7 protein-coding genes are annotated in these 14,109 nt (G+C 35.3%); all 7 read right to left on the bottom strand.

Going from position 1 to position 14,109, the window contains the following annotated elements:
- Positions 1-1,713: hypothetical protein (locus ACP6PK_RS04835; protein WP_426558241.1), on the bottom strand; the 1,713-nt coding region annotated here is incomplete at its 3' end.
- 41 nt (positions 1,714-1,754) lie between these two features.
- Positions 1,755-2,522, bottom strand: coding sequence for a phage tail protein (locus ACP6PK_RS04830; protein ID WP_426558239.1), 768 nt, complete (start codon positions 2,520-2,522; stop codon positions 1,755-1,757).
- Complete coding sequence (locus ACP6PK_RS04825) at positions 2,522-2,674, bottom strand: hypothetical protein (RefSeq protein ID WP_426558237.1); 153 nt, start codon at positions 2,672-2,674, stop codon at positions 2,522-2,524. The genes ACP6PK_RS04830 and ACP6PK_RS04825 overlap by 1 nt, the downstream gene beginning before the upstream one ends.
- Before the next feature lie 23 nt (positions 2,675-2,697).
- Positions 2,698-5,151 carry a protein kinase family protein gene (locus ACP6PK_RS04820; RefSeq protein WP_426558235.1) on the bottom strand — a complete coding sequence of 818 codons (2,454 nt, stop codon included), beginning with the start codon at positions 5,149-5,151 and terminating at the stop codon, positions 2,698-2,700.
- A 295-nt stretch (positions 5,152-5,446) separates the two neighbouring features.
- Complete coding sequence (locus tag ACP6PK_RS04815; protein WP_426558233.1) at positions 5,447-7,411, bottom strand: tetratricopeptide repeat protein; 1,965 nt, start codon at positions 7,409-7,411, stop codon at positions 5,447-5,449.
- Positions 7,412-7,897: 486 nt separating this feature from the next.
- Positions 7,898-11,239, bottom strand: coding sequence for a COG1470 family protein (locus ACP6PK_RS04810; RefSeq protein ID WP_426558231.1), 3,342 nt, complete (start codon positions 11,237-11,239; stop codon positions 7,898-7,900).
- Positions 11,240-11,268: 29 nt separating this feature from the next.
- The gene (locus ACP6PK_RS04805; RefSeq protein ID WP_426558229.1) at positions 11,269-13,785 is read right to left on the bottom strand and encodes a hypothetical protein; all 2,517 of its coding nucleotides are present in this window, start codon (positions 13,783-13,785) and stop codon (positions 11,269-11,271) included.
- Positions 13,786-14,109 lie beyond the last annotated feature (324 nt).

Here is a 14,109-nt window from a genome sequence, read left to right as displayed (position 1 = left end):
AACAGTTTCGTCTGAAGTCTTGGGGGTAATTTCTGGTGATTGAAATGTGGATTTTGCTTGAACTAAGTCTGTAGGTTGTTCTAGAATTAACTCTGGAGTTTCAACAGTTTCGTCTGAAGTCTTGGGAGTAATTTCTGGTGATTTAACCGTTGATTTTTCTTGAACTAAGTTACTAGGTTGCTCTGGAATTAACTGTTGAGTTTCAAGAATTTCATCTGAAGTCTTGGGAGTAATTTCTGGGAATTTTACTGTGGATTTTTCTTGAACTAAGTCACTAGGTTGCTCTGAAATTAACTCTGGTGTTTCAATAGTTTCGTCTAAAACTTTGGGTATGATTTCTGGTGATTGAAATGTGGATTTTTGAGGTTGTTCTGGAATTAACTCTGAAGTTTCAACAGTTTCGTCTGAAGTCTTGGGAGTAATTCCTGGGGATTTTACTGTGGATTTTTCTTGAACTAAGTCACTAGGTTGCTCTGGAATTAACTGTTGAGTTTCAAGAATTTCATCTGAAGTCTTGGGAGTAATTTCTGGGAATTTTACTGTGGATTTTTCTTGAACTAAGTCACTAGGTTGCTCTGAAATTAACTCTGGTGTTTCAATAGTTTCGTCTAAAACTTTGGGTATGATTTCTGATGATTTTACTGTAGATTTTTCTTGAACTAAGTTACTAGGTTGCTTTGGGATTAACTGTTGAGGTTGAATAGTCTCATCTGAAGCTTTTTTTTCTGTGTCTGGTGATTTTACTGTGAGTTTTTCTTGAACTAAATCAATAAATTGCTCTGGGATTAATTCTTGGGTTTCAATAGTTTCATCTGAAGCTAGTGGGGCTATTTCTGGTGATTGAACTGTGGATTTTTCTTGAACTGAATCAATAGGTTGTTCTTGTATTAATTCTTGGGTTTCAATAGTCTCATCTGAAGATTTGGGGGCTGTTTCTGGTAATTTTACTGTGGATTTTTCTTCAACTAAGTCACCAGGTAACTCTGGAATTAACTGTTGGGGAGTAATAGTAGAGTCTGAAGAATAAAGCTGAACCTCAGAATAAGAAGGTATACTTATATTATTGTCTTCTACAGGTGAATTGGCTGTAATTTCTTGATTTTCAGCAATTTGAGGAATAACTGAATAAGATATCGCTTGATTTTTATTGCTAGAAGTATCTACTTGAGAAACAGATTTTTGCTCAGAAACAGGTTTATAAATATCGCTTTCCCATTTCCCTTGAACAATAGGTAAATTATCTGATTGATTTTTTTTTAATTTATCATCTGAGAGTTGATAATTCTGAGGAAAAAGCATTTTATCAGCAGCAGTTGTTAAAATACGCGACTGAGTTTGAGTAATTTGTTTACCGAAGCGAGGATGAAGTTCTGAAAGCGGATTATTTTGGATGTTTTTTTCTACTAAAGGATGTGTTTGAAGTTCTTCTTTTTTTATTTCAGCTATACTCTGGTTAATCTGATTTTCTGAGTAAGATTCTGACTCAAAATTGTCTTCAATAAATTCACTGGTTATAGAAGTTGGTTTTTCAGGATAATCTGAACGAGAAAAATCCTGGGCAAAAGTGAAAAAATCATCAGATTTTTCTAGAGTTTGAGGTAACATTAATTGAGACGCTTGAATCAGAGGGGGTCGCACTTTTAACATCCGCTTTAGTCCCAAGTTTTCTGGGGGACACAAAGATTTTTTTAAACCTAGGGAATATGTAGACATAATTAATCAGCCTCTTATTAATTAAATTTTATAAAAAACCTTTATAAAAAGCGGTTAAAATTATCTCGTTCTCTTGATGCTTTTCGCTTTAAATTATCAATTTCTCGCGCAGCTTTTCCTTTAGCATAATCCATTCCTTGTTGTTTTAATTGATCGTATTCAGTTTCCAGATTGTTCATCGTATTTCTGACTTCTTGTCCTAATGAATTTCTAGCATTAGAAAGGGTTCTACTAGCTTGATTTAGGTGTTGTCTGCCAACATCTGCTAAATCACTAGCAAAGTAGCCTAAACTACTACGATTAAGTGGATTTGCTGGCTCTAATTCTCGTTTGTATAATTCTAAAGTATCTTTTTTATAGATGGTTAAACCTTCATAAGCTAAGGTTAATTCCTCTATAGCAACATTATTAGAATCTGCTTGAAAAGGTGATACTTTCCAACTAACTGGAACTGAACCAATTAATGTCCAAGACTGCATAGTTTCTCCAGCTTGATTAAATAGAAGCAGAGTAACATTCAACCGAAATTTTTGAGAATCTCGCAAAATTTTTTCAATCCAATTTAAGAAGGTTAAATCATCAGTTATTCCTCGTTTTAATGTGATGTCTGTGAATTCCGCTTGTCCTAAAATAATCCGTTGTTGATCGTTAACACCGCCTTCATGAAAAGTTTCTCGCTTAATGTTAACGCCTAAGCCAGAACATTCACTAAAACAGGCTGAAATTTGACTATCAATTTCTAAATAAAACCTATTCGCTGTAACATAATTTAGTTCATAAGCTGAAGGTTCTTGACGATTATTTTTCATTATAAAATCCTCTGATGATTACAAATACGTTCCTGTTGATTACGAATATCTTCTTGCATTAGTTGATAAACTCTATCACAGAGTTTTCGTAGTAAAATTGGATCGTTGATTATCTTTTCAATTAATTTATCTTCTAAATCTTTTTCTGACATTTTGATTAAGGTTCATCCTAACTTTATTTTGACAATTGAATGGGAATTAATCCAGCCGAATGTAATAGATGTTGCCCTTCATTAGTTTTCATTATATCAGAAAATATTCGACCTGCTGAATTTTTACTTCCTTCTTTTAAATAAATCACAGCAATTGAATATCCTAATGGATAATCACCTTGTTCAAATATCTTAGGATTGGGTTTGTAGCTTCCTTTGTCCATACATAAATCCGTTCCTGGTGTGATTGGCTTGCCATTGTTATGTATAATTGGTTGAACTGCTCTAAGTTTCCCTTCTCCAACAATTGCTAAAGGATAGACTGAACACTGATTAAATACTTTACTAAATAAATCAATCCCAATCACAGCTTGACCGCCTTTTTCAAATTCTGCTAAAGCTCTTGCCGTTCCTTTCCTATATCCTGTTTCTCTGCAAGTCTTTTTATCTTCATCAATAAGATTGACAAAGTTGTTTCTTTCCTGCGTATTTTTCAAAACTAAGTTTTCAAACAATGAAGTCACCAGAAAAACTTCTTCTTGAGTTTTATAACAAATTTGACTTCTTTTGAGATTTTTTTGATTATTAGCAGCATCAGAAATCCCTAACTCTTCTAACGTTAAGGATTGATTAGAGTAGAGTTTTTTGAGGGATTTGAGAGAAATTTGACCAGATAGTAATTTAGGCAAACTTCCTTCTCGTTGAACATCACTGAAAGCTACATAAGCGAATAAAGCATCATAGGCAATAATTTCTATTTCTAACTTTTTGCTATTTTCTAAAAGCTGAAGTTCATCGTTCAAGAGGGAAGTTACAATAAATTCAGAGTTGTTTAAAGTAGATATAATTGTATTTTCTAAACGTTCTTTTGTTTCTTCTTTCCTTTCGGTACGACTAAAATCAAACGAATTTGTAGATGGTGAATTAAATGAAATTTGAGAGAGAAGATTCAAATGTTTAGAAAACTGTTGATTTCTACCATATCCTACAGGAGTTTTCAAGGCAATATTCCATCTTTTATCCGCTGCATAATTAATTCTTTGTCCTATAAAATATGGGGGGATATTGACTTCTTCTACCGACTTGATTTTTGGTATTATCTGAATAATTTTTTGATCTGTTTTTGATGTTGGTGAACGAGATAAAAAATACAATACGCCCACAAAATAAATTCCAAAACTCATTAACGCCACCAACAGAAGAATAATTGGAATAGTCCAAGAACGTTGAGAGGTTTGAACAATCTCTTCATTCTCATCAAAAACACTCTGGGGCGAATCTACTGGATAATTTAAAGGTAACTTTAATAATTCTCTATGAGCTTGAGCTGCGCTTTGAAAAGAACCCGAATATAATTGCACGGTGAAATTTTTGATTTCAGGATGACAATGTTGATGCCATTCTAAATCTTGAGGCGGATTTTCCTGGGTTCCACCTGATAAAAAATAGCTAATTTTACCTAAATCTTTAAGGTCTTTTTCAAAGGCTTTTTTCGAGAGAGATGGATGATATAATGTTGAGTCTAAACTATCTATTAATTTTTCCCATAGTGCCAAACGACTTACATAAATTTTAAATTCTTCATCTTCTTCATTAGAAGCCAATTGGGGACCATAACTAACAACTAATAGACTGTCTAAATTAAGGTTGCCATGACCTATTCCTTTAGAGTTATTTTCAAAAAAACGAATTTCATAACAGTTGTGTAAAAACTGCAAAGTTTGCAATATTTGTTGCAGAATTTTACTAACTTGAATAGGCGTTAAAGGTTGATGCCGTTGATTGAGATATTCTCCTAAAGTCAGACTATTGGAAATTTTTTCAAGAATCAAATACCAACGAATATCTTGTTCGTTATTCTCATAGAAATCTTTAATAACATCAATAGGAAGTAGTAAACGAAATTCTTTAACTTTTGCATTTTGATAGGTAATTTCAGGTGAAAAATCAGATGGACTTCGAGTTAAAAATTCTTGAATCAATACTTGTTGGTTTTGCTGTGAAGTAGGAGTTGCTTCATATTGACGAACTTGAGCTGAATGACTCACACACTGACCAATTTTATACCTGCGACCAAAGTTATCCCGAATTTCATAATCTGGAAGAAGAACTTTTTGAGTTTTCTGGTCTTTGCGTCGTCGCCGAGAACGTTCCCGAAAAATTGGTTGGTCTAAAGTTGCAGATTGAATAGAAGTTTGTACTCCTCCTGTTTCTGCCGGAATTATGGGTTTTGGTCTAGCTTGAATTGGGGATTCGACTTGGGTTTTATCTTGAGAAAAATTGGGTAAACGTGGAAAAATTTGTCTGTCTTGCTTTTGGGAACCCTTGCGTTCGCTGCTTCCAAATTCAGCTTGTTCATACATTTGCTGTGCTCGACGCCTAACAATTCGATAAACAGTATCGCGAGGATGAGAAATAAAGGTAAAAATTTCTCTTCCTCTAAGTTTGACTGTGTTTACTAATTCTGATAATCTCATAGCGATCGCTCCTATTCATAATTTGATAATAATAGACATCTCCAATCATAAAAAGTAAAATCAATTATCGTACATAAATTATCAATTATATCATGTCCGGATGTAATGGTATAAATAAAATATTTGGCGATCAAGAGGATATATTTTAATTTTTCCCCTACTCCTCTACTCCCCTACTCCCCTACTCCCCTACTCCCCTACTCCCCTACTCCCCTACTATCTTAAATTATAAGCGTTCAATCGGACATGGTATTATTTCTCCCTGCTCCGTCTTTTCTGGAGAAGTCTAATTAATTTAACTCCGTGTTTGTTCCTTCTTTTTGATTAAATTTCGTAAGACAATTTCTCGTTCTTTGCGGGCGATGTTGTACTCAGGATCGAGTTTCAATGCTTCTTCAAAATTCACCAAAGCATCTTGATAGCGACCCAACCGAGAGAGGGCAATTCCTTTTCCCGTAATCACGCCAACGTTTTCAGGACTCAGAGCATCAGCTTGGGTGTAAGCATTTAAAGCAGATTGATATTGCCTAAGTTCAAGTAAAATTAACCCTCGGTTATGCCAACCCTCAAAAGACTTGGGGTTCAATTGAACAGCTTGCTGAGTTGCCTCTAGAGCAAGTTTCAACAATTGAGGATCTCGCAACCGCCATAAGACAACAGCCTGATTTGCAAAAATACTGGCCTTGAACAAATTCTCCTTGGGTGTAAAATTACCTGCTAATGCCTGCTGATAGGCTTCCACTGAGGCTTTATATACCAATACATTCATAGTTTTCTCAGTTGTATATCCATTCTGTCGCTGCAAACTCAATAGCTGACCATACTCGCTGAGAATGCGACCGTGGTTATACCAACCCCGAGCATAGCTAGGATTGATTTTAACAGCCCGATGAGTAGACTGAAGCCCCTGTCTATAGTTGAGTTCCGCAAGTTCATACTGTTGTTGTGCCTGCTGAAGTTGACCCAAATGCCATAATATCACCCCTCGGTTGTTCCAGGCTTCGGCGTAGTCCTCATCCAAGGCAACAGCGCGGTTTGCAGAGCCTAAAGCATCATTATAGCGTTCTAAGCCAGCCAAAGCGGTACTTCTCTGGTTCCAAGCCATTGCTGGACGCATATCCCCCCAATCTAGATCCTCCTCCAGAGCAGCTTCACAAGCCTTCAAAGCAGATTCATATTGTTCGAGTTGATTAAGCAATTCACACTGGTTAACCAAAGCTAGAGAATAGTTAGGTTGAATCTCAATGGCGCGACTATAGGAAGTTAACGCTCGTTCAGTCTGTCCCAAAGTTTCCAGAGCAATACCTTGTTTTGTCCAGGCTTGGGCATTATCAGGATTATCAGCTAAAATTTTTTCATAAAAACGCACTAAATTTTGAAGTTGTTTAACTATTTCTTCTGCTTCTGCTGCTGAATTAATAACGAGAAGGGGATCGGATGTGGCTACTTCTTGACGCGCCACCAGCAAATGTTCTAAGGCTTGAGCTGGAGTAGTAGTTTCCCAATTTTCGTTCACGGCGATCGCTAATTCACAATTTTCAAGAGCTTCTGTATAGCGTTCTATTTCAATCAATAAACCACATTTTTTAGTCAGGAAAAAGGAAGAATTAGGGGTAATTTTTAAGGCTTGACTGTAAGAATTCATCACATCTTCAAGGCGTTGATTTTCGCGCTCTTTTGCCACATTCTGTTTTCCTAAACCTTCCAGTTCAGCTACTTCTAATTTTCCTAATTTCCCCAAAGCAATTGCTCGATGTTTCCACGCTTCAGCAGGACTACTACGACCCCAAATTCCATCAATTTCAATTGCTTTTTCACAAGTATTGATTGCTTTTTCGTATTGGTCTAATGCTAAAAATATTTCACATTGATGCACTAAAACTTGAGAATATTTCGGTTCTCGCTGCAATAGATAATTATAGGAAACTAATGCTTGGGGATACTGTTTTAACTGTTGTAATGAATTGCCTAAACTCATCCAAGTCTCTAAATTTTTTCGCTTCGGCTTCAGTTCGATCGCCCTTTGACAAGCCGCTACAGCTTCGGAATATTGTTTAGCTTGTTCGAGAGTAGTGCAGAGTTCTTGCCAAAATTTCACATTATTGTAATCAAATTCTGGAAGTTGAGAAACTGCATTCTGTTGAGTTTCTGAAACTGAGCTTTCTGTCAGTTTCGATTCACCCATCGCTGGAAGTGAGCTTTGAATAAAGAACACAAATCCAACACTAATAATACTAATCCACGAGAATATTAATTTCATCTTTTATATTTATATTTTGCTTTTACTAAAGTATATTACAGCGGTTTTCATTTCAGCAGACCACAGTAGGGGCTAATGGCCATTAGCCCCTACAAGGTTTTGTTTATGGCGATGTGGTTCATTAATTTGAAAAGCGCTGTAAAAGTAATTCATTTAGTAGAATTTAATAGTTGGCTTAATAAAATTTTTGTATTTTTAAAATTACTCCTTCGTTGTTTGCAACAGAACACCCATATTTAGAGTTTGCTGAATAAATTTAAAACCCTTCAAAGATAAAAGCTTGAGGCTTTTTGAATTGAAAAAAGTGTCTGGTTTTCAGTTGAAAACTCTCAAAAAGTTAGTATAAAAGGCAGAATAATAGCAGAAAAATCAAGGGAAAAATATATCTGTCTATCTCCTTTATACTACTCTCTACTCCCCCACTCCCCTACTCCCCTACTCCCCCACTCCCCTACTCCTTAAAAAGACTTTTTCAGCAAACCCTATTTAATCAGATTTCGGCGGAATTTCTATAGGTTCTAAAGGACCTAATTCAGTTGGTACAGGTTGAACAACCTCTGATTCAGATGTTTCCAATTCTCCCGTTTTAGGAAAAGTAAATTGACTCGGACTACTAGACTGACTAGAACTACTAGACTGATAAGTTTGAATCATAATAGACCGACTTTCTTGTTCTCCTAAACTATTAGTAACTTGCAAAGTAATTGTTTCAGAAAATGGAGCCTGGCTAATCATATAATTCATTGAATCTTCCTTTTTTACAACATCAGCAAGAGGTTGTAATTCAACTTTAATTCCCTCTCCACCTTCCACTTTCCATCCTAATTGAATAAATACAGGTGTTCCTTCTGAACCAATAGCAATAGGTGGATAATTTACAACAGGTTCAGTAATCAATTGATCGTTAACTTTAAATTCAATCTTTATTGGTATTGGCGTTACTTTAACTGGGGATGAAATTTGGTTAATCTTGACATTTTCTTCTGCTTTTTTAGGAATAACTTCAAGCTGAAATGTATGTTCTCCAGGGGGAAAGTTTTTTATTGGCACATCTCTACAAATCAGTAGATAGTCAACCGCTTTAGAAATTGAACAGAATGAGTTAACTTGACTGGGATATTGATATCTTTGAACCTCTTGACTAGAACCATTTCGATCTTGAGCTGTGATAATAAATAATTTAATTTGGTTAGGATTTTGAATTACCCAATTTAATTTGATCGGCTCTTTATTAGCTTCCTCATAAACCGCTTTTGATACTGTAAATTGTTTAATTTCAGGTAAAGGTTCTGGTTGAACAACAATAGTATTCTGTAATGCTTGAGAGTCTGAGGGTTTTTTCGGGTTTGATAAAGAGTAAACCGCTACTTTGAACGTATAATTTCCCGGTTCAATCAAGTCAATATTTAAGCTCCACTGACAGCTTAATTTTTCCGGGTTATCTGCTGCAACTTTACAATCTAAATTACCCAAAAGATTCCTAATATCTTTTGGCAAAATTTGAGCTTTTTCTAAATCTTGAATATAAGAATAAGAAGCAGCTTTGGTAACTTGATTACTATCCTGAGTAATAATTTCCAATTGAGTTAATTGACTCCGATTTGTAATATCAAATTGGAGAATAATCGGTTCTTTTTTGGCTTCTTCATAAACCGCTTTTGATGCTGTAAATTGCTCAATTTCAGGTAAAGGTGCCGGCTGAACAAGGATAGTATTTTGTAATGCTTGAGAATCTGAAGGTTCTTTCGGGTTTGATAAAGAGTAAACCGCTACTTTAAATGTATAATTTCCCGGTTCAATCAAGCGAGTATTTAAGCTCCATTGACAGCTTAATTCCTCTGGTTTATCTGCAATTTTACAATCTAAATCACCCCAAAGATTTTTGGTGTCTTTCGGTTGAATTTGACCATTATTTAGAATATAAGAAGCAGTTCTGGTAACTTGATTACCATCTTGAGTAATTATTTCAATTTGATTTAATTGACTCTGATTTGTAATATCAAATTGCAGAATAATTTCTTCTTGTTGAAGTCTTGCATAAGTTGACTTAGGAGAAGCTATCTTGTTAATTTGAGATAATATAGGTTGAGGTTTAGGAGTAATTTCAATTGTATGAGTCTTACTGGAATCAGAAGCCTTTTTTGATGAACGCTTTCTAAATAGTTGATCGATAGATTTCGGAAAAGCTTCTATTTCAAAAATATATTTATCAGGAGTAGGAGGCTCTAAAGTCAGAGTACATTCAAGAGTGCACTTATTCTTGTTCCGATCTTCAATTTTGCATTCTTTTTGATTCTGGCTATCCTTTTGATTAGTTAATGAAGGCTTTCTCAATAGCTTATTAATAGTTCTTTTAAACAAACTACTATCATGATATTCAATCAATTTACATTCATAATTTTTATTAACTAATTCTGGTAAATTAAGTTTTTCATCATCAAATGGATAGCTTTTTAATTCACTACTTCCTTGGCTATCAATTCTCGTAAAAACAATTTTTTCTAACTCTTGAGGATGACGAACTTTCCAATTAATTTGAATTGGTTCACCTTCTTTATATTTTGATAATTGATTAATTGTGCTAAATTCATTGATTTTAGGTAAAGGTGGCATTTTGAAGAAATTCCACCAAATTGCTAATGCTGTTCCTGCGAAAAGACTGAATACCAATAAAATTAATAGCCATAAATGCCACCAAGGACTTTTATCCCACACTAAAATTCCTTCTAGTGAGGGTTCCTCCAAGGGGAAGTTTTGCACATCCTCTAACTCAACATCAAACCGAAGTTCCAAAACTGGTCTAGGAATTAAACGTCGCCATCGCCAACCTTTCCGCTCAACTTCTAAATTAATGGTCTTGCTTTTACTCGGAAAAATTCGCACATCTGACTGCGGTGAGAGAAAATAATTCCAAAGCTTTTCCTGCTGTATAAAGTTTGTAGTTAAAATCAGATCGCGTCTGGTATTCCCTTCGTTAGTTAATTTAATATCAAAATCAGCTTTACCTTTTTTGACTTTGTTTTTAGTCGGTTGAAGTGTACATTGCAAATTATATTCTGGTAAAATTAATAAATAAAAGACTCGAATAATAAGCTGAGACTCATTATTTTTTGAAATGAGTTGAATGGTAGGAAAATAATTTCCAGCAGGAGTATATTTAGGGGGATGCAAGATTAACTGAATCTCTCCTGGGGGATCTTCTGGGTTAAGTTCAAGTCCATCTGTCTCGCGAATTAATCCAGAGAGATTTGTATTCACTTCGGGGTAACTAACATCATACCAATCTTCGTCTAGATCGGGACAAATAATATAAAATCGATCCACCAATTTAGAGCGATTTTTAACTTGAATTGGGATCTCTACTTTTTCTCCCGCTTGAAGCTGATGGGGTTTATTTGGATGGGTAGAAGGAAGGATAAATTCAGGTTCATAGTCTAACTGTGTTTCCCGCTCTAAACGAACTCGCAGTTGTTGAGGACGACGAAAAACTTGATCGGGATATTGTTCAGGTGCTTCAGCAAATACGGTGTAGTGGTAAATTCCTAGTGAAGCTTGCTGGGGAACTTCAAATTGAAGATCAATTGATTTAGACTCCTCTGGCTTCAGTCGGAGACGATTATTAATCGACGATCGCTCATCTATCACTGTACACCATCTTTCTATTGGCTTTGAACGAGCATCATTTGCTTTGATCCAAACGAAAATTAATAATTCTTGGTCATCTGAGTTTGTAACTTTTAAACGATGTTTAACTGTCGAACCTCGCAAAAGATTCAGGCTTTTTTGAGACTCTTCCTGTATAAAAATGGGTGTACGAGTTGATTGCATCCTAAATACCTCCAGTTAAATAAGACTTACTACCGGGTTCTGCGTTTATTCATACAGTCTTCCATATTTTTGATCTTAATTTTTTTGATATTTACATAATGATTTTCTCCATCAAATGTCAGGCGAATTTCTCGATCAAACGTTTTAATATCAACGCTATTGAGTCTAGTCTCAGAAAATTGAGCTACGACTTTTCCCTTTTTGGTAACTCGTTCTCCATTGGGATTAAGTGACCATAACATAACTCGTCCATCATCTCCGGTACTCGCAAGATAGCAGCCATTTTGACTTAATGCAACTGTCCGAACGGGTTGACCTTTATGGCCATCATTCCACTGTTCTCGGCGAACTGCTGAACAATTCAGAATCTCACCTCCTCCAGGCGACTGTTCAATACATCGACGAATTTTATCAAGGTTCCACAACGTAATATATCCCTCTGTGTCTGCACTAGCTAATAGATTTGGGAAGCTAGTATTATCAATTTCTTCATGAGTTGCTAGACTGGTAATATAATTATATTGGTTAATCAATTTATCGCGTTTATCTTCCCAATTGTAGGGAAAGTAATACAGCTTATTACGATTCTTATTTTTCAGCGTTTCTGCTACCAAACAAGCATCCTCAGTATCATATTTAGGATAAGAATCATAAGAATAACAGTAGTCTTCCATCTCATTTTTATCTTCATAAGGTGGATTCCAGTTTTCCCAGTTTTTCCAATTTTCCCAAATTGCTAACTTATTATACTGACCAGCAAAAAAGACTAATTGAGGTTTATTTCGACGTTCGCTGATAGTTAGAGTTAGTAATGCAAAAGGTTGTTTAAAAATTAATTCTCGACCAATTCTCTGGTTATCTTTATAGAGATCGTAGGTTTCGGCGAGAGGTTCAAGTCCAGACTGTTGTTTTTCTTTACGAGTTCCTATGTTTGATGAATTCCAGCCGTAGTCAATTGCTTCTAAATCCCAGACTCGTACCATTCCGCTACCATGTCCGCTTAATAAATAACGAGAATCTTTAGTAAATTCTAAGCCAAAAACACGGTCATTTTTATTTTCATCAATATAAAGGGTTCCTTGTCTCTGTTGATTTGTGATATTCCAAAGATTAATTTCTCCAGTCTCTAAACCTGCTGCAACTTGTTGATTATCTTTCGGCAAAAAACGAACGACACGGACCGCTTTTTCATTCTTATCAGTAATAACTTGTGGTGGCTCCAGTTGATTTACCTCAACTTGCCAATAGCGAATACTGCGATCGCTAGAACCACTAATCACGGTATTAGCTTTACCGTCAAAAGCAACAGAATTCACCGGCTCGGTATGATGATTTTTTGGCGTGAGTAACCACCACAATGCTCCCAACAAAAGCATTAGGAGTAAGATTAATAGTTGCAACCAAAATGGAATAATAGGCTTAACATCTAGAGTAATTGTTTGAGCTTCAGGCTTAATAAATACTGATGTATTATCTTCATAATCTTGATTTAATAAATAAGGTTTCAGGTTAAATTGTAGTTTCTTTCCCATCCCTAACCAAGACCGAACTTGACTCACTTTCAACTTTTGTGATGATAATTCTTCAGGATAAATTGTCTGAAAATAAAACCCGGTATAAAGACAACTAGATTGCTGCTCGTCATATTCCACAAAGAGTTTTTGTTCTTTTCCTTCCTCTGACAAAATAGTAAGATGATGAGGTTTTTTAGTTCTTTCAAAGATATCAAAATTAATATCTTGAATCATGTTACTATAATTATAGAGTTGAATTTTATAATTGACGCTGTTGTTCAATCTAATCCCCGATAAAACCTGGTCAGTAGGTTCGCATTCCCAATTGATAATTCCCTTCAGTAAAACTTCAAGTTTTCCCGAAACTTCCGGTTCAGGTTGAATCACTCTATCCGTTTGAGCCATAATTCTAAAGCTGTAAGTTTTACTCAATGCTTTCCCTTCTTCAGGTGGTTGACACTCAAAAGTTACAAATTGGGGTTCACCTGGATTAAGTTCTGTAATTTGTTTTGTGGTTCCATTAATTATCCAGTTTGGATCGAGCTTGTCTTCTCCTTGAAACGTCAAATTTACTGCCATTACATCTTGACTATAATTTGAGACCTTAACAGGAATTTCAAGAATTTCGCCAGGATATCCTTGGACTTTAGAATGGAGAAGCTCTAATACTAGAGGTTTTATGGGTGCTTCCAGCTTTAAAGTCAGGGTTTCTGTAGCTAAAAGTTGTGGATTTTCTATGGCAATTGCTCTAACGGTTAAATCTAATAGATTTTCATAACCGGAACGAGGAGAACGATGAATATTGACTGTAAATTCAGTTGTTGCACCTGGAGGTTTCTTGGTCGCAACTTCAGGCTTTGTGCTGTACCATTTTATCTGGGATTCTGGATCGAGTCCAGGTATCATTATATCTAGATAAAAACTATAAAAATCTTGGCTGTAGTTTGTGACATAAGCTTTGAAATAACCAGGTGAACCAGGCTGATATTTAATATATTGCGATTCAAGTTCTAATCTAACAAAATCTATCATATTATTCTAAATAAGGTTGATTTAAAACTTTTTTGCACTAAGAACAATTATAATAACTATCCACTGGAGGGGTTGACTTGTGCAGATTTTTTGTACCATACTCTGCTATTTCTAGCCTATTTTCATCTTTTGGATACTGTTGGCGAAATATTACTTAACATTTTAGAAAACAAAAAAGCCCACTTCTCTACCTTGGCCAACTCCTCTAGTCCAATTTCAAGTAAAACTCTACTTCATATCATGTCCGGTAGCATCGGTATTCTAAGGTAATACCATGTCCGGTTGAACACTTATAATTAAGATAGTAAGGGAGTAGGGGAGTAG

The sequence above is a fragment of the Dapis hubbardiae BLCC-M172 genome (assembly GCF_050016015.1).
Lineage (GTDB): Bacteria > Cyanobacteriota > Cyanobacteriia > Cyanobacteriales > Microcoleaceae > Trichodesmium.
Note: the sequence above shows the minus strand (reverse complement) of the source record. Positions and strands in the feature narration are given on the sequence as shown.

Coding starts and splice junctions, on each gene's coding strand:
- ACP6PK_RS04805 (WP_426558229.1), bottom strand. CDS start 13,785: ATGATAGATTTTGTTAGATTAGAACTTGAATCGCAATATATTAAATAT.
- ACP6PK_RS04825 (WP_426558237.1), bottom strand. CDS start 2,674: ATGTCAGAAAAAGATTTAGAAGATAAATTAATTGAAAAGATAATCAAC.
- ACP6PK_RS04815 (WP_426558233.1), bottom strand. CDS start 7,411: ATGAAATTAATATTCTCGTGGATTAGTATTATTAGTGTTGGATTTGTG.
- ACP6PK_RS04830 (WP_426558239.1), bottom strand. CDS start 2,522: ATGAAAAATAATCGTCAAGAACCTTCAGCTTATGAACTAAATTATGTT.
- ACP6PK_RS04820 (WP_426558235.1), bottom strand. CDS start 5,151: ATGAGATTATCAGAATTAGTAAACACAGTCAAACTTAGAGGAAGAGAA.
- ACP6PK_RS04810 (WP_426558231.1), bottom strand. CDS start 11,239: ATGCAATCAACTCGTACACCCATTTTTATACAGGAAGAGTCTCAAAAA.